The following is a 15738-nucleotide window of genomic DNA, read 5'->3' as shown; positions in this document are numbered from 1 at the left end:
TGACCCCGCGAGGTGCTTCCGTCCAGCCCGGCGGTCAGGAGTTGCCCGCGATGATCACCTCGGGGATGCCGGTGCCGAGGGGCACCGGCGCGCAGACCGGCGCGGGGGCCCGGACCGGGTCGAGGACGCGCTGGAGCAACTGCTGCACGAAGGGGTCGTAGACCAGGTGGAAGTGACCGGTCAGGTTGTCGGCGCACAGGTCCTGCAGGACGAGGTTCTCCGCGCCCGCACCGCGCAGCGCGATGTTCGAGAACGGCTGGATCATCTCGTCGACCCGGCTGCCGACGGTGACGTAACGGACACCGGCCACGGTATCGCCGCCCGCGTTGAGCTCCACCATGAGTGGTTCGCCCTGGGCCTGCTGGACCGCGGCCGTGGAGGTGACCCTCGCGAAGACGTCCATCATGCCGGGAACGGCCTGTCCCACCGGGACAAGTCCGTACATGACCCCGCCGTAACTGGGGGAGGCCAGGCCGACCCAGGTCCCCACCTTCGGCGCGCCCCCGAGCTTGTTGACATAGAACCGGCTGACGTTCGCCCCCTGCGAGAAACCGACCAGATCGACCTTGGTCGCCTTGGTCGCGACGAGGACGTCGTCGACGAACTGGGCGAGCTGGGCGAAACTGATGCGCATGTCCTCGGTGCCGTAGGTGTCGGCGCCCGGCGCCCCGCCGTAGTTCAGCGCGAAGACGCAGTAGCCGGCCGACACCAGTTGCGGTCCGATTCCCGCCCAGTCGGAATACGCACTCGAGTCGGTGCCGTGCACCAACACGATCGGTCGCGGATGCTCGGCGGTGGGCGTACACCCGAAGTTGTTGAGCCCCACCGGAACCGAGTTCGGATTGGCTTTGATGTAATGGGCGGCATCCAGGTGATCGACCTGCGCCGGACCCGCTTGCATCGGTATGACAGCGGGCCGATAGCCCGCCGGTTCAGCGGCGGCGATCGGCGCGAACGACACACCGATCACCGCCGTGGCGGCCAGTGCCGTGACCGACACCGCGCCGCGCAATCGTGATGTTCCCCAACCCCACAACATTCCCAGTTGTTCCATGCCCCAAACATTTACTCCATGGGACCGACAACCGCACGCCGGGCAGGGCGTTCACGACGCCCTCACTTCTCGGGGGTTGCGTCGCCCTCGACGGTGACATCGTCCTCGGCGAGGATGCGATACAGCGCCCGACGGGTCTCGGCGAGCACCTCGGCCGCCTTCGCCGCCTGCTGCGCCGTCCCGACCTGGGCGACCTGACCGACCGCGCCCATCACCTGTCCGACCAGCCCGCGCAGGTCGAGCGCCTGCGCGCCGACGTCCTGCTTGACCTCGGCCCAGGGGTCGCCGAGATCCTCACGATGGGTCTCGACATAGGCCTTGCCCTCGCCGGTGAGCTGCGCGGTCTTGCGACCGGCCACCTTCTCGATGAGCACCAGGCCCTCGTCCTCGAGCTGGGCCAATGCCGGGTAGATGGACCCCGGACTCGGGCGCCAGACATCGTCGCTGCGGTCGCGGATCTGCTGGATCAGCTCGTAACCGTGCATGGGGCGCTCGACGAGCAGCAGCAGCACCGCGGCCCGCACGTCACCGCGCCTGCCACGCCCGCCGCGGCCGCGTCCACGACCGAAACCGGGACCGAAGCCCGGTCCGAAACCTGGGCCGAAGCCCGGTCCGAAGTCGGGGCCGTGACCGTGGCGACCGCCGTGGCGGAACTGCTGCCGGTCGGGACCGAATTCCCGGGGGCCCGGTCCGCGACCGCGCCGAAAGTGTCCGAATTCTCGTTGTTCTTGGTTCTGCATGACAGCCTCCTCAGGCTCTCTCGTTGTTCTTGACACTATCGACGATATATCGGCAATGCATCGAGCGCAAGGAGCAGTTCGAATTCGTGACGATCCCCCCGGCCCTTCGGCTCGCCTCACTGTCACCGGCCACCGACCTCGAGCCGGCCAGATGGCTTTCCGGCTCGGGAATCCACTACGGCGAGGCGACGCCCCCAGCCGGCGACGGCGCTATCCCGGCTCCTGCGCCAGCTCGTCGATCCATCGTTCCAGCCGGGCACCCTCGGTGACCATCAGCAGTGGGTCGCGGAACGTGTTGGTGAGCAACGAGATTCCCTGGTAGGCCGCCACGAAGGCAATGGCCAGCTCGGCGGCGTCGGCGCGGCCGAGGGCGGCGAACTGTTCGCGCGCCCACTCCACGAGCAGCCCGATCACCCGTGCGGGCTGCCCACCGAAGGCGTCCTCGCGCTTGTCGAGTTCGGCGGCGAGGGAACCGGTCGGGCAGCCGAAACGCGCCGCCATCTCACGCTGTTCGACCCAGCTGCGCACCATCGCCTTCAGCTTCTCGGCAGGTCCCGGCAGTTCGGCGAGTTCGGTGACGGCGCTCGCCAGCACCTGCGCGTGCAACTCGATGACCGCGGCGATGAACTGATCCTTGGTCTTGAAGTAGTAGTAGACGTTGCCGACCGGGACGTCGGCCTCGCGCGCGATATCGGCGATCGTCGTCTTCTCGATGCCCTGCTCGTAGAACACGCGCATCGCCGCTTGCACCAAGCGTTCCCTCTTCCCGATCTTCGGGCTGACCTGCGTGTCCGATTTAGTCATACAACTAACTATAGACAGCGCGTGGTCGGTGGGATACCTTGGCTTCCAGGAATTGAGTCAGCCAACTAACTAAGGATTCAGATGATCGTCGTCACCGGAGCAACCGGCAATATCGGCAGCACCCTGGTCGGCCTCCTCGTCGACGCGGGAGCCCAGGTCAGGGCGGTATCGCGCGGCACACGCCCCATCGAACTGCCGACAGGAGTCCAGCACACGGTCGCCGACCTGGGCGACCTCGACAGCCTCTCCGACGCGCTAGAGGGCGCTGACGCGCTCTTCCTGCTGATCACCGGCGAGCAGCTGATGACCGGCCCCGAGCCCGCCCTGCTGCTGAAAACCGTCGCGGACGCCGGCGTCCGCCGGGTCGTCTTCGTCTCCTCACAGGGCGCGGTCACCCGCCCGCAGTCCGACGGCTACGCCCGAACCATCGCGTTCGAGCGGGCCCTCGTCGAGTCGGGCCTGGAGTGGACGGCGCTGCGCCCTGGCGCGTTCTTCACCAACACCTTCGCGTGGATCGAACCGGTGCGTACCCAGCGGGTCATCCCCGCCCCGTTCGGCGATGTCGGCCTGCCTGCGGTAGACCCGGCCGACATCGCCGCCGTCGCCGCCGTGACACTGCGCGAAGACGGCCATCACGGCCGTGCCTACACCCTGACCGGCCCCGCCGTGATCACCCCACGCGACCAAGCCGCGGCGGTGGCCGAAGCGATCGACACCCCGATCACCTTCCTCGAACTCACCGCGGACGAGGCCAAGCAGAACATGCTGCGCTTCATGCCCGAGCCGGTCGCCGACCACACACTCACCATCCTCGGCACACCCACGGACGAAGAACAGCAGGTCAGCATCGATATCGAGGATGTTCTCGGTCGACCGGCCACGACCTACGCGCAGTGGGCGCGGCGCCATCGGGCGATGTACGCCTGACCGAACGCCGGGGCGACCCCGTCAGCCGATATCGACTGGGTCGATCTGCACGCGCAAGGGCGCATCGGAGCGGTGCGAACTGCGGACGGCTTGGGCGGCGGTGAGGGCGCGCGCCAACGGGGCGCCGTCCGCACGGGCCACCCGCAGCAGCATGCGTTCGACCTCGGCGGGAGAATCGGTGCCGGAGAACGGTTTACGGGCCGTCGGCGGCAGCGGTACCGGGCCGAGGATCTCGGTACCGTCGGGAAGCGTGGTGGCGTCGAGTAATTCCGCGATCGAGGCGGTGGTGCCGTCGATAGCGGCGAGCCGGACCGCAGGCGGAAAACCGACCTCCGCGCGCGCCTGCAGTTCGGCGGCGGCATGGTTGACAGGATCCCACCGGACCAGCGCCTGGACGGTGGCGAGGGACGGCTCAGCCATGACGATGACCTGGCCACGGGGGCGAACCAGGGCGGCCGCACCCATCCACCGGCGCAGGGTGTCCTCGCTCGCGCGCAGGTCGGCGCGACCGAGCAGCGCCCAGCCGTCGAGCAACAGCGCGACGCCGTAGCCACCGCGAACGAGGGGTTCCGCACCGACGGTGGCGACGACCACCTGGGCGCCGGGTTCGACCGTGTCGAGCACTTCTCCACCGCCCGAAGCACGGATCGGAACGCCCGAGAACGCACGCCCGAGCTCTTCGGCGGTTCGGGCCGCGCCGATCACCGTCGCCCGCAGCGCTCGCGCACCGCAGGCCTGGCAGCGGAACGCGGCTTCGGTGATGCCGCACCACTTGCACTGCGGACTCGCCGCTTCGCCATGGCCCGCATGCGGTAGCGCCAACGGCCCGTTGCAGTGCCGGCAGCGCGCGGGGGTACGACATTTCGCACAGGCCAGCGACGGAACGTAACCTCGCCGCGGCACCTGGACCAGCACCGCCACGTTCTCCTTGATCGCGGAGCGCGCGGCCGCGAACGCGACGCCGGGCATTCGCACCGAGCGGGCCAGCGCGTCGCGTTCCAGGGCGTAGTCACTGTCGCCCGGCGCACTGATCCTGGGCGTCACCTCACGCAACACCTGACGTTCGGCGAGAAGGTCGTGAGCCCAACCGGTTTCGACCACCGCCTGGATCTCCGCGGTCCGCGCGAAACCGGCCGCGACGAACGCGGCCCCCGTCTCGTGCGCCCGGAGCATCGCCACTTCGCGAGCATGCGGATACGGCGAACGGGGTTCGGCGTAGGTGTCGTCACCGTCGTCCCAGAGGGCGATCAGCCCGAGATCGCCGGCGGGCGCGAAAACCGCCGCCCGAGTCCCCACCACGATCCGCGCCTGCCCCCGCAACACCGCCAGCCACCGTCGATACCGCGCCGCGGGGCCCAGCCCCGCCGATAGCCCGACAGCCGAATCACCCACGAGCGCAACACATTCGGCGAGCAACCGATCGAGGTCGCGCTGATCGGGCACCATCAACACCGCACTGCGACCAGCGGCCACCACCGTCGCCGCCAACTCCGCCAGCCGGGCCGCCCAATCCTCCCCTGGCAACGCCTGCCACGCCGCCCGCACACCCTTACCCTGTGCCAGCGCGCCGACGAACCCCATGCCGTGCGCATACCGGCCCCAGGCCGACGCGTCGACCTCGATGCACGCTTCCGCCGCGGCGCTCGGCATCTGCTCGACCTGGACCTTCGCTGCCTTGTCGCCCGAACCGGTGGAGCCGTCCACACCAGTGGCGCTGTCCGCGTCAGTCGAGCGCGAAAGATGCTCACCATCAACAGCTTCCGGTGCCGAGACGGCCACGGTGCCCGCACCTTGCGCATCGGCGAGGGCCGGGTCTTCCGACGACGTCGGATAGTCGGCGAGATCGACAACTCCCGCCGCCGAACGCGTCGACTTCTTCACGACATCGGACTTCTTCGCACCGCCGGTTTCGGTACGGGCGTGGCGCGCAGGGATGGCAAGACGCAGGACATCCGCGCGAGTTCCCGCATAGCGGGCAGCGACCGCAGTCGCCAGGCGCAGAATGTCCGGGGTGAGCACGCGTTCCGCGGAGACGACTCGTTCGAGCGGCATCATCTTGCCGTTGTGATCGCTGCGCGGGAGACGTTCGAGCAGGTATCCGTCGACGAGTCGACCGGCGAAACGAACACGCACGCGCACGCCGGGCTGCGCGATCTCGTCCAGCTCAGTAGGGACGAGGTAGTCGAAGTCGCGGTCGAGGTGGGCAGGCGACAGCAGCGGGAGCACCCTCGCGATGGGGTGTCCCGCTGCTGTCGATGGTTCGCCCGCTGACACGCGGTCCGTGGGTATTACAGGCCGACGGCCGCGCGCAGCTTGTCGGCGCGGTCCGTGTGCTCCCAGGGCAGGTCGACATCGGTGCGGCCGAAGTGCCCGTAGGCGGCGGTCGGCGCGTAGATCGGGCGCAATAGATCGAGATCGCGGATGATCGCGCCCGGACGCAGGTCGAAGACCTCGGAGATGGCGGTGGAGATGCGGGCCGGGTCGATCGTTTCGGTGCCGAAGGTCTCGACGAACAGACCGACCGGGGCCGACTTGCCGATCGCGTACGCGACCTGCACCTCGACACGGTCCGCCAGACCGGCGGCCACGACGTTCTTGGCCACCCAGCGCATGGCGTAAGCCGCCGAGCGGTCGACCTTCGACGGATCCTTGCCGGAGAACGCGCCGCCACCGTGGCGGGCCATGCCGCCGTAGGTGTCGACGATGATCTTGCGGCCGGTCAGGCCCGCGTCACCCATCGGGCCGCCGAGGACGAACTTGCCGGTGGGGTTCACCAGCAGCCGAATGTCGGAGGTGTCGAGGCTGGGCAGGTTCAGATCGCCGATGACAGCGTCGACGACCTTCTCGCGGATATCGGGGGCGAGCAGGTTGTCCAGGTCGATATCGGCGGCGTGCTGGGTGGAGATGACGACCGTGTCCAGGCGAACCGGGCGGTCACCGTCGTACTCGATGGTGACCTGGGTCTTGCCGTCGGGACGCAGGTAGGGCAGCACGCCCGACTTGCGGACCTCGGTGAGCTTGCGCGAGAGCCGGTGCGCGAGCGCGATCGGCAACGGCATCAGCTCGGGCGTGTCCCTCGTCGCGTAGCCGAACATCAGGCCCTGGTCGCCGGCGCCCTGGCGCTCGATCGCATCGTCGGAACCGCCGACGCGCGCCTCGTGCGACGTGTCGACACCCTGGGCGATATCGGGCGACTGGGCACCGATCGCGATGTTGACACCGCAGGAGTTGCCGTCGAATCCCTTTGCGGAGGAGTCGTATCCGATCTCGAGGACCTTCTCGCGCACGATCCGCGGGATGTCGGCGTAGGCGGAGGTGGTGACCTCGCCCGCCACATGGACCTGCCCGGTCGTGACCATGGTTTCCACCGCGACCCGGCTGCTCGGATCCTCCGCGAGCAATGCGTCGAGGATGGAATCGCTGATCGCGTCACAGATCTTGTCCGGATGCCCCTCGGTCACGGACTCACTGGTGAATAGCCGACTACCTGTCGTACGCACAGTTATTCCCTCTCCCTCAACGGGTTACTCGTTCGGCTTGTGACGGTAACTTCTCGGTGTTACCGCGCAACCCTTCTCATCAAGACTATTCCAAACCACCGACATGGTGGCGAGTAAGTACCAAGCCGCACCGCGAACACCTGCACGGGCGGTAGACTGCACGACCCTCGTTGCCGCGCAACCGTTTTCGCGCGACATCGATGCGAACTCCCCGGTCAGCGCAGCAGCGGAACCAGTGCGTCGAGCACCCGGCTGGCCAGCAGCGCCTTCGAACCGTGATCGAGGGCAGCCTCGGTGCCGTCGGCACCGAGTAACCAGCCGTCGTTGGTGTCGACCTCGAACGCCTTGCCCTCGCCGACCGCGTTGACCACGAGCAGATCGCAGCCCTTGCGGGCCAGTTTCGCGCGGGCGTGGGTGAGCACGTCGCCGTTGTCGTCACCGGTCTCGGCGGCGAAACCGACGATCGCGGTACCGGCGAGCCGTCCCTCGGTGCGGGCGTCGACCAAGCCGGCGAGGATGTCCTCGTTCTTGGTCAGCGGGATCACGTCGGGTTCGTCGGCGCCCTTCTTGATCTTCGCGGCGGCCACGTGGGTCGGACGGAAATCGGCGACCGCAGCCGCCATGATCACCGCGTCGGCGCCGAGCGCGTGCTTGTCGACCGCGGTCTTGAGCTGGTCGGCGGTGGTGATGTGGACCAGTTCGACCGCGGCGGGCGGCGCGAGCTCGATCGTGTTGCCCGCGATCAGCGTCACCTGGGCACCGCGCTGGGCGGCGACCCGGGCCAGGGCGTAGCCCTGCTTGCCGGAGCTGCGGTTGCCGAGGAAGCGCACCGGGTCGAGGGGTTCCCTCGTGCCACCGGCGGTGATCACCACGCGGCGACCGGTCAGGTCGCGGGGCAGCGCGTCGGCACGTTCGAGCAGCAGCGAAGCCAGACCGAAGATCTCCTCGGGTTCGGGCAGCCGTCCCGGACCCGTATCGGTGCCGGTGAGCCGACCCGACGCGGGTTCCATCACCGTGGCGCCGTGCGCGCGCAGGGTCGCGACATTCGCCACCGTCGCCGGATGCTCCCACATCTCGGTGTGCATCGCGGGCGCGAACAGCACCGGACATCGAGCCGTCAGCAAGGTGGCGGTGAGCAGATCGTCGGCGCGGCCCTGTGCGGCGCGCGCCATCAGATCCGCGGTGGCGGGGGCGATGACGACGAGATCGGCCTCCTGGCCGATCCGGACATGCGGCACCTCGGGCACGTCGGCGAACACCGTGGTGTGCACCGGCTGACCGGACAGCGCCTCGAAGGTCGCCTTTCCGACGAACTGGAGAGCCGACTCGGTGGGAATCACCCGCACCTGGTGCCCGGTCTCGGTGAAACGGCGAACGAGGGCACACGCCTTGTAGGCGGCGATGCCCCCGCCGACCCCGACGACGATCCGCATGGTCTTTACGCCTCCGGACTAGAGATTGTCACTCGCCCTCGGTGTGTTCGAGCAGGTCGGAGTGGATTTCGCGCATGGCGACCGACAGCGGCTTCTCCTGCAGACCCGGCTCGACGAGCGGGCCGACGTACTCGAGGATGCCGTCACCGAGCTGGTTGTAGTAGTCGTTGATCTGACGGGCGCGCTTGGCCGCGTAGATCACCAGGGCGTACTTGGAGGACGTGCGCTCGAGCAGCTCGTCGATCGGGGGGTTGGTGAGGCCGATCGGAGTGTCGTACGCGGGTGCTGCGGTGATGTCCGTGCTCACTAGGGGTGACTCCTGCGGGTTAGTGGGTCAAGAACTCGAATTTGTGCTAACGAACAACGATACCAACTGCTCACAGGCGGTCGTTACCTCGCTGTTCACGATGACCGTGTCGAACTCGTCACAGGCCGCCAATTCGACCCGGGCTGTCTCGAGCCTGCGCTCGATCACCTCGGGTGTCTCGGTGCCGCGCGAACGCAACCGCGAGACCAGTTCTTCCCAGCTCGGCGGCGCGAGAAACACCAGCAGTGCTTCCGGCATCGCCTGCCGGACCGACCGTGCACCGGCCAGGTCGACTTCGATCAGTACGGAAAGTCCGCTCGCCAGCGCTTCTCGCACCGGGGCGGCGGGGGTGCCCGATCGCTGCAACCCCCCATGGATGTCCGCCCATTCGAGCAGTTCGTCCGCCGCGATCATGGCGTCGAACTCGACTCGGGAAACGAAGCGGTAATCGAGACCGTCGACCTCGCCGGGACGGGGGTCCCTGGTGGTGGCCGACACACTGAAAACCAGTTCGGGCAGGCGTTCCCGCACGCACCGCACGACCGTGGATTTCCCCACGGCCGAGGGGCCGACCAGTACTACCAGCCGGCCCTTCCGCGTGTTTTTGTCCACCAGACTTTAGGCGTCGAAGTCGAAGCGGGTGAGCAGCGCGGCGCGCTGCCGGGCACCGAGACCACGGAGACGACGCGTAGGCGCGATCTCCAGCTCGGTCATGATCTCCGCCGCCTTGACCTTGCCCACCTTCGGCAGAGCCTCGAGCAGCGCAGAAACCTTCATCTTGCCGAGAATCTCATCGGACTCGGCATCGGTGAGGACCTGCTTCAGGTTCGTTCCACCGCGCTTCAGGCGCTCCTTGAGCTCTGCCCGAGCGCGGCGAGCGGCAGCCGCCTTCTCCAGAGCAGCGGCGCGCTGCTCATCAGTCAGCTGGGGAAGGGCCACGGGTTCCTCCGTCTCATCGTTCATTGCCAGATCTACCGCCGGTTACCCGGACGGTCTGTGCGACCGTACCCACGGTGCGCGCCGATTGCGAACCCGACCCCCAGGTCAGGGCAGGATTACGCATGCCGTATGGCGCGCGCGGACCCGATGCGGTGACGGCTGATTCCTTGGTCACGATCGTACAGTCGAATTCCGGAAATGCATCCCCACCAGCGGTTATACCGAAATGGGCGATGATAGCCAATGGATAGCGTGAGGCCTGGGTGGCGGCCCGGCAAACCCGGTGGTGCGCGACCAGCGAGTTTCCTGAAAAAGCCCGCGTGTCGCCTGATTTCGCACAGCGTGTCGTCACGATCGGGCCCGAAACTCGTCGAGAACGGCACCCGACGCGGTGGCCACGACATCGTCGATCCAGTCCGGAATCGGAGTGGCGCGGGCGATGTAATCGCGGACCAGACCGTACGGAATCGCCTTCACGGCGGCGCCCGCGATAGCCAGCGAACGATCGTCGGCAGCCCCCAACTCGGTCACGACAGCGCCGAGCAGGGCGGCGTTCATGTCGTCGTTGACCCCGGCGATGGCGGCCCGCAGATCCTCGGCGCCGACCCCGAGGAGTTCGTCGCGATGGAACATCTTCATCGCCCGCGCCTCGGTCGGGTGCGCGCGGCAGTAGCGCGGCAGGAACGTCGCCGCGGACAGCAGCGGCGCGGGACCGGTGAGTGCCGCGATGAGGCCCACGTGGAACCGGCGGATCGACCGCAGCCACAGCCGGGCGAGCAGTTCGTCACGTGAGGCGAAACGCACATAGATCGACCCCGAGTGCACGCCGGCGGCCGTGCTGATCGCCGTGAGGGCGGGACGGGTGATCGCCGGGTCGGTGAGCAGGTCGCGGGCCGCGTCGAGCACCTGATCATCGGTGAAAAGGCGAGGTCTTGCCACCGGGTCAGCCTAGTGGCACAGTTTATGAATATGAATTCAAGAACTAAATTCCCGCTCGCCGGCGCGCTGCTCGTCGTCATCGGCACCGTCCACACCGCCCTCGGCATCGTGGTGTTCGTCGCCGGCGATCAGGACGTCGAACTCACCTTCTGGTTCACTGAGTTCGGCGTACTCGCCACCGGTTTCGGCATCGCGATGATCGCGCTGGAGCGCGCACTGGGGTACGTGCCCGGCACGGTGCTGCTCGCGCTCGGTGTGACCACGGTGTTCGGCCTGGCGTTCATGCCGCTGTCGGGGTTCGTCACGGTGCTGGCTCCGCTCGGAGTCGCAGCGTTCGGGTGGTGGCGAGCGCGGAACGCACGGGTCACGGCCTGAGCGGTCAGCCCTGCGCCGCACCCGCCCGCAGGTGTTGCAGGATGGCGAGCACCCGCCGGTTGTGGGCCTCTCCTGCCGGGAGGTCCAGCTTGGTGAAGATCGCGTTGATGTGTTTCTCGACGGCGCTGCGGGTGACGTAGAGCTGTGCGCAGATCGCCGCGTTGCTCAGACCCTGCGCCATGAGTTCGAGCACTTCGCGTTCGCGCTCGGTGAGCCGGTGCAGTGGCGAGCCGGCGCGATTGTGCAGCAGGAGCTGGCGCACCACCTCCGGGTCGAAGGCAGTGCCGCCCGCGCCCACCCGGTCGACGGCGTCGAGGAACGTGCCGATCGCCGCGACCCGGTCCTTGAGCAGGTAACCGATGCCGCCGGTCCCGGTGAGGAACTCCGCCGCGTGCCTGCGCTCGACGTACTGTGACAGCACCAGGACGGCGACCTCCGGCTGGTCACGACGGATTTCCAGGGCGGCTCTGATCCCCTCGTCGACGTGGTCGGGCGGCATCCGCACATCGGCGATGACCAGGTCGGGCGGGCGCACCCGCACGGCGGCGAGCAGTTCGGTCCCGGTCCCGACGGAGTCCACGATCTCGTGCCCCTCCGCGGTGAGCAGCTGGGCCAGGCTCTCGCGCAGCAGCGCGGAGTCCTCGGCCAGAGTTATCCGCACGGAACCTCCACGGTGATGATCGTCGGGCCGCCCGGCGGGCTGTCCACTGTCATGGTGCCGTCCAGCGCGGTGACGCGGGTCGCGATGCCGGTCAGGCCGTGTCCGGTGGGGTCGGCGCCGCCCTGTCCGTCGTCGTGGACGCGCAGGCGCACGGTCGGGCCGTCACGCCGGACGTCGACCTCGACGGCCGTGACGCCGGAATGCTTGATGGCGTTGGTGATCGCCTCGCTGGCGGTGAAGTAGCAGGCCGATTCGACCGGGCGCGGTGCGCGATCGTCGAGGTCGATGGTCAGCCGGGTCGGAATCGGGGTTCGGTCGGCAAGAGCTTCGAGGGCGGCGCGCAGGCCGTCGCGGGCGAGCATGGCCGGGTAGATCCGCCAAGAGACCTCGCGCAGTTCGTCGAGGAGGTACCCGGTCTCGGTGATCGCCCGCCGCCGCAGCTCGCCGCGCGCGTCGTCGTCGATCGCCCGGTCCATCCGGCCGAGCAGGATCGACAACGCGACCACCCGCTGCTGCACGCCGTCGTGCAGATCGCGTTCGATCCGGCGCCGTTCGTCGTCGATCACCTCGACCATCTCGGCCCGGGTGGTGGTGAGCTGGGCGACCCGCTGGGCCAGCTCGTCCGGCCCTGGGCGGGTGCCGCGTCGCAGACACCACGCCTCGGCGCGTACCACACCGAGCAGACCCTGTACGGCAAGGAAGCAGAGCACCGCTCCGGGCAGTGCCAGCACGGTGACCGTCGCCCAGGTGACCTGTCCGGGTTCGGTCGCATCGATGATCGGTACCGCGGCGCCGGTGGCGGCGCCGTAGACCACGGCCACCGCGACCACGACACCCAGCACCGACAACGCCAGTACCAGCGCACCGAGCACCCCGACGAGCGCGCGGACCGCCAGATACCCCGCGGCCCGCGGCCCGCTCGGCACACCGTTCGACCGCACGTCGAGCAGCCGGGTGAGGCGCTGCTGCTCGACCTGAGCGATCCGGTCGGTGAGGCCCGCCGAGATCGGCGCGGCGAGCACACCGACCAGGTCGACGGGCACGGTGAGCACACCGAGCAGATATCCCGCGACCGCGGCGGCGACGCGTGCGGATCGCGCCGGGGAGGTGCTCATCGCCCAATTCTCGCGTGCCTCGGCCACCTCGACCATCCGGGCCTCGCCACCGTCGATGCCGTACCGACCCGCGAACACCGCAACCCCGGACGCGCGATCGTCGCTGTCAGGCTGCGCCGCGCCTCTCATCGACCGGTGCTCGGCTGTGCCTGCCGCTGCCGCACGCGCCGGACGACGAACACGGTCGCGGCGACGAGCACGGCGGCGATCACGGCCTTCTGCACGATGCCCGCGTAGGTCTCGACGACATGCCAGTTCTCACCGAGGACATAGCCCGCGAACACGAAGACCGCGTTCCACAGCAGGCTGCCCGCCGTGGTCAGCAGCGTGAAGCGGGCGAGCGGCATGCGTTCGACACCCGCGGGTATCGAGATCAGGCTGCGGAAGATCGGGATCATCCGGCCGAAGAAGACCGCCTTGTCGCCGTGGCGGACGAACCAGTCCTCGGTGCGGTCCAGGTCGGACAGGCGGACCAGGGGTAGGCGCTCGACGATGCGGCGCAGGCGGTCGCGGCCGAGGGCGGCGCCGAGGCCGTAGAGGGCGAGGGCGCCGACCATCGAGCCGAGGGTGGTCCACAGCAGGACCTCGGCCAGGCTGAATCGGCCCCGGCTCGCGGTGAAGCCGGCCAGTGGCAGGATCACCTCGCTGGGGAGCGGGGGGAAGAGGTTCTCGAGGGCGATCGCGAGACCGGCGCCGAAGCCACCGAGCTGTTCCATCAGCTGGACCGCCCAGCCCGCGACGCCGGTCAGTTCGGTCGAATTCCCTGTCGTTTGCATGCTTTCGACGCTAGGTAGCCGGGGGTTCGCGATCAGTAGCGTCGACCACCCGGTCGGCGCGGTGCGACCGCAGCCAGGAGGGTGGGGTTTTCCGCACCCCTCTCGCGGGGCGCACACCATCGCTGCGGACCGAACGGGTCCCTAGCGTCGAAAGCTATGCGACAGAAACTGTTTCGGGCCACCGTGGTCGTGGTGGGCACCGTTCTCACGGCCACGCTGGTGGCCTCTCTCGTCCTCGTGACGGCACGGTGGCGGGTCGTCGGGGATACGGTCGAGGCCGCGGCCCGCTGGAGCGACACCGATGTGGTGTTGCGCGTCTCCGACGGCGAGCGGCTGCGCGAATGGCACCATGTGGGCAGCGATGCCGGGCAGGCGAGCACGCCGGGACCGCACAGCAGGTTCCGGATCGGCAGCATCACCAAGACCTTCGTCGCCACCGTCGTGCTGCAACTCGTCGACGAGGGCAAGGTCGCGCTGGACGGTTCCATCGCCGCGCAGCTGCCGGAGCCGATCCCCGGCGGCGACCGGATCACGGTGCGGCAGTTGATGAATCACACCAGCGGGCTCTACGACTACATGAAAGAGCCGGGCAGGTCGACGAACCGGTGGCGCGGCGACGACCGGTTCCGCGCGCACGCGCCGCGCGATCTGCTCGCCGCCGCGACGCGCCACGACCCCTATTTCGCACCGGGCGCCCGCTTCCGGTACTCGAACACCAACTACATCGCCCTGGGCCTGCTGATCGAGCACGTGACCGGGCACCGCTACGGCGACGAGATCCGCGACCGCATCCTCACGCCGCTGCGGTTGACCGCCACCACCGTGCCCGGCGACGACCCGCGTATCCCCGCGCCCGCTCTCACCGCCCACCGTGACATCGAGGGTGTGGGCAGGGTGGAGGTGACCGAGATGAACCCCTCCTTGGACTGGGCCGCGGGCGAAATGATCTCCACCACAGCCGATCTCGACGCCTTCTTCGCCGCACTGCTCGGTGGGCGCCTGATGAGCCCTGCTTCGCTGGGCCGGATGCGCGAGACCGTTCCGATGGGTATGGGTTTCCACTACGGCCTCGGCCTGCAGCGTTTCGAGCCGCCGTGCGGTGCCGATCTCTGGGGGCACGGCGGTGAGCTGCTCGGCTACGTCTCGTACGCGTTCCGCTCGACCGACGGCCGGTCGCTGACGATGGTCGCCGGCTCGGCCGCGTCGTCGGACGCGCTGTCGCTGTTCGCCACGGTCACCGCGACGTACTGCCTCGCCTGAATGCCGTCCACCGCCGATATCGCCCCGCCGTGCCGAACGACAAGGCCGGGACAGCGCGTAGCTGCCCCGGCCTGCTCTCGTCACGTCAGCCCTGGAGGAAGGCGAACTCCTCTTGCAGCTGAGCCGTCTTGTCGCACAGTGCCGTCACCGACGGGCCGGCGTGGAGAACCTCGCGGGACACGTTCGGAACGACCGCGGCCAGGTTCGCTTCGGAGACCAGGGCGCGGATGGAGTCCGCTCCCCCGCCCTGCGCACCGACACCGGGCATCAGAATCGGTCCGTTGAGGGCCGACAGGTCGGGTGCCTCGGTGAGCGTCGCACCGACGACCACGCCGACGGAGCCGAATCCGGACCCGGCATTGCGAGCCGCGGCCTCGTCGACCATCGTCTGCGCGATGGTGCGCCCGTCCGCGGCGGTGATCCGCTGCAGTTGCGCCCCTTCGGGATTCGAGGTCGCCGCGAGCACGAATACCCCACGGTGATTGTCCTTCGCCAGGCTCAGAGCCGGATCGAGCGATCCGAAACCGAGATACGGCGACACCGTCACGGCGTCCGAACCCAGCGGTCCGTCGCCGAGCCAGGCATGCGCGTAGGCATCCATGGTGGAACCGATGTCACCACGCTTGGCATCGGCCAGCACCAAGGTGCCCGAGGCCCGCAGCACCGAGATGGTCCGCTCGAGCACCGCGATGCCGCCGGAGCCGTAGGTCTCGAAGAACGCGACCTGCGGCTTCACCAGGGCGACCCGCCCGTCGAAGGCCTCGACACAGATCTCGGCGAACACCTCCAGCCCGTCGACGTCCTCGGTGAGCCCCCACGCCCGCAGCAGCGCGGGGTGGGGGTCGATGCCGACGCACACGGGTCCGAACTGCCGCATGGCGTGCTGCAACCGGTGACCGAATGTCATG

The 15738-nt window shown here is 68.7% G+C and carries 17 protein-coding genes; 3 read left to right on the top strand and 14 right to left on the bottom strand.

Features of this window, described 5'->3' with window-relative positions; genetic code table 11:
* Nucleotides 1-34: 34 nt before the first annotated feature.
* The 3 genes from ACFWFP_RS05025 to ACFWFP_RS05015 form a co-directional block, all read right to left on the bottom strand.
* Complete coding sequence (locus tag ACFWFP_RS05025; protein ID WP_379293201.1) at nt 35-1054, bottom strand: esterase/lipase family protein; 1020 nt, start codon at nt 1052-1054, stop codon at nt 35-37.
* 62 nt (nt 1055-1116) lie between these two features.
* Complete coding sequence (locus ACFWFP_RS05020) at nt 1117-1794, bottom strand: PadR family transcriptional regulator (RefSeq protein ID WP_379293200.1); 678 nt, start codon at nt 1792-1794, stop codon at nt 1117-1119.
* Nucleotides 1795-2004: 210 nt separating this feature from the next.
* The gene (locus tag ACFWFP_RS05015) at nt 2005-2598 is read right to left on the bottom strand and encodes a TetR/AcrR family transcriptional regulator (protein WP_379293199.1); all 594 of its coding nucleotides are present in this window, start codon (nt 2596-2598) and stop codon (nt 2005-2007) included.
* 81 nt (nt 2599-2679) lie between these two features.
* Here ACFWFP_RS05015 and ACFWFP_RS05010 point away from each other — a divergent pair, with 81 nt between their 5' ends.
* A complete protein-coding gene (locus ACFWFP_RS05010) occupies nt 2680-3525 on the top strand; it encodes an SDR family oxidoreductase (RefSeq protein ID WP_379293198.1) in 846 nt (281 codons plus the stop codon).
* Nucleotides 3526-3546: 21 nt separating this feature from the next.
* On the opposite strand, the gene ACFWFP_RS05005 is transcribed toward ACFWFP_RS05010, so the two are convergent.
* The 7 genes from ACFWFP_RS05005 to ACFWFP_RS04975 all read right to left on the bottom strand — a co-directional run bounded on the left by ACFWFP_RS05005 (nt 3547) and on the right by ACFWFP_RS04975 (nt 10643).
* Entirely contained in the window at nt 3547-5751 is a 2205-nt protein-coding gene (locus tag ACFWFP_RS05005; RefSeq protein ID WP_379293768.1) for a primosomal protein N', read from the bottom strand.
* A 62-nt stretch (nt 5752-5813) separates the two neighbouring features.
* A complete protein-coding gene (gene metK / locus ACFWFP_RS05000; protein WP_379293197.1) occupies nt 5814-7025 on the bottom strand; it encodes a methionine adenosyltransferase in 1212 nt (403 codons plus the stop codon).
* A 215-nt stretch (nt 7026-7240) separates the two neighbouring features.
* A complete protein-coding gene (coaBC, locus tag ACFWFP_RS04995) occupies nt 7241-8458 on the bottom strand; it encodes a bifunctional phosphopantothenoylcysteine decarboxylase/phosphopantothenate--cysteine ligase CoaBC (protein WP_379293196.1) in 1218 nt (405 codons plus the stop codon).
* A 28-nt stretch (nt 8459-8486) separates the two neighbouring features.
* Complete coding sequence (gene rpoZ, locus ACFWFP_RS04990) at nt 8487-8765, bottom strand: DNA-directed RNA polymerase subunit omega (RefSeq protein WP_067493623.1); 279 nt, start codon at nt 8763-8765, stop codon at nt 8487-8489.
* Between the two features lie 27 nt (nt 8766-8792).
* Nucleotides 8793-9377 carry a guanylate kinase gene (gmk, locus tag ACFWFP_RS04985; RefSeq protein ID WP_056810544.1) on the bottom strand — a complete coding sequence of 195 codons (585 nt, stop codon included), beginning with the start codon at nt 9375-9377 and terminating at the stop codon, nt 8793-8795.
* Between the two features lie 6 nt (nt 9378-9383).
* The gene (mihF, locus tag ACFWFP_RS04980) at nt 9384-9704 is read right to left on the bottom strand and encodes an integration host factor, actinobacterial type (protein WP_056815410.1); all 321 of its coding nucleotides are present in this window, start codon (nt 9702-9704) and stop codon (nt 9384-9386) included.
* A gap of 348 nt (nt 9705-10052) precedes the next feature.
* A complete protein-coding gene (locus ACFWFP_RS04975; RefSeq protein WP_379293195.1) occupies nt 10053-10643 on the bottom strand; it encodes a TetR/AcrR family transcriptional regulator in 591 nt (196 codons plus the stop codon).
* Between the two features lie 30 nt (nt 10644-10673).
* Here ACFWFP_RS04975 and ACFWFP_RS04970 point away from each other — a divergent pair, with 30 nt between their 5' ends.
* Nucleotides 10674-11018 carry a DUF6463 family protein gene (locus ACFWFP_RS04970; RefSeq protein WP_379293194.1) on the top strand — a complete coding sequence of 115 codons (345 nt, stop codon included), beginning with the start codon at nt 10674-10676 and terminating at the stop codon, nt 11016-11018.
* A 4-nt stretch (nt 11019-11022) separates the two neighbouring features.
* On the opposite strand, the gene ACFWFP_RS04965 is transcribed toward ACFWFP_RS04970, so the two are convergent.
* Genes ACFWFP_RS04965 through ACFWFP_RS04955 form a run of 3 tightly spaced genes read right to left on the bottom strand, consistent with a single transcriptional unit; the run spans nt 11023 to nt 13570 of the window.
* Nucleotides 11023-11679, bottom strand: coding sequence for a response regulator (locus ACFWFP_RS04965; RefSeq protein WP_379293193.1), 657 nt, complete (start codon nt 11677-11679; stop codon nt 11023-11025).
* Nucleotides 11670-12923, bottom strand: coding sequence for a sensor histidine kinase (locus ACFWFP_RS04960; RefSeq protein ID WP_379293192.1), 1254 nt, complete (start codon nt 12921-12923; stop codon nt 11670-11672). Before ACFWFP_RS04960 ends, ACFWFP_RS04965 begins: the two co-directional genes overlap by 10 nt.
* Nucleotides 12920-13570, bottom strand: a complete 651-nt coding sequence (locus tag ACFWFP_RS04955) for a DedA family protein (RefSeq protein WP_379293191.1) — start codon at nt 13568-13570, stop codon at nt 12920-12922. The genes ACFWFP_RS04960 and ACFWFP_RS04955 overlap by 4 nt, the downstream gene beginning before the upstream one ends.
* A gap of 156 nt (nt 13571-13726) precedes the next feature.
* On the opposite strand from ACFWFP_RS04955, the gene ACFWFP_RS04950 reads away from it, so the two are divergent.
* Nucleotides 13727-14830, top strand: a complete 1104-nt coding sequence (locus ACFWFP_RS04950; protein ID WP_379293190.1) for a serine hydrolase domain-containing protein — start codon at nt 13727-13729, stop codon at nt 14828-14830.
* A gap of 85 nt (nt 14831-14915) precedes the next feature.
* Here the strand turns inward: ACFWFP_RS04950 and pyrF are convergent, their stop codons facing one another.
* Nucleotides 14916-15737 carry an orotidine-5'-phosphate decarboxylase gene (gene pyrF, locus ACFWFP_RS04945; RefSeq protein WP_379293766.1) on the bottom strand — a complete coding sequence of 274 codons (822 nt, stop codon included), beginning with the start codon at nt 15735-15737 and terminating at the stop codon, nt 14916-14918.
* Between the last annotated feature and the right edge of the window lies 1 nt (nt 15738).

Origin of the sequence: Nocardia sp. NPDC060249 (assembly GCF_042728755.1) — a bacterium.
Lineage (GTDB): Bacteria > Actinomycetota > Actinomycetes > Mycobacteriales > Mycobacteriaceae > Nocardia.
This window is presented reverse-complemented; position numbering and strand designations above follow the sequence as displayed.

Bases quoted from the DNA above. Each gene is read 5' to 3' on its own strand.
- ACFWFP_RS05025 (WP_379293201.1), bottom strand. From the start codon at position 1,054: ATGGAACAACTGGGAATGTTGTGGGGTTGGGGAACATCACGATTGCGC.
- ACFWFP_RS05020 (WP_379293200.1), bottom strand. From the start codon at position 1,794: ATGCAGAACCAAGAACAACGAGAATTCGGACACTTTCGGCGCGGTCGC.
- ACFWFP_RS05015 (WP_379293199.1), bottom strand. From the start codon at position 2,598: ATGACTAAATCGGACACGCAGGTCAGCCCGAAGATCGGGAAGAGGGAA.
- ACFWFP_RS05010 (WP_379293198.1), top strand. From the start codon at position 2,680: ATGATCGTCGTCACCGGAGCAACCGGCAATATCGGCAGCACCCTGGTC.
- coaBC (WP_379293196.1), bottom strand. From the start codon at position 8,458: ATGCGGATCGTCGTCGGGGTCGGCGGGGGCATCGCCGCCTACAAGGCG.
- ACFWFP_RS04970 (WP_379293194.1), top strand. From the start codon at position 10,674: ATGAATTCAAGAACTAAATTCCCGCTCGCCGGCGCGCTGCTCGTCGTC.
- ACFWFP_RS04960 (WP_379293192.1), bottom strand. From the start codon at position 12,923: ATGAGAGGCGCGGCGCAGCCTGACAGCGACGATCGCGCGTCCGGGGTT.
- ACFWFP_RS04955 (WP_379293191.1), bottom strand. From the start codon at position 13,570: ATGCAAACGACAGGGAATTCGACCGAACTGACCGGCGTCGCGGGCTGG.
- ACFWFP_RS04950 (WP_379293190.1), top strand. From the start codon at position 13,727: ATGCGACAGAAACTGTTTCGGGCCACCGTGGTCGTGGTGGGCACCGTT.
- pyrF (WP_379293766.1), bottom strand. From the start codon at position 15,737: ATGACATTCGGTCACCGGTTGCAGCACGCCATGCGGCAGTTCGGACCC.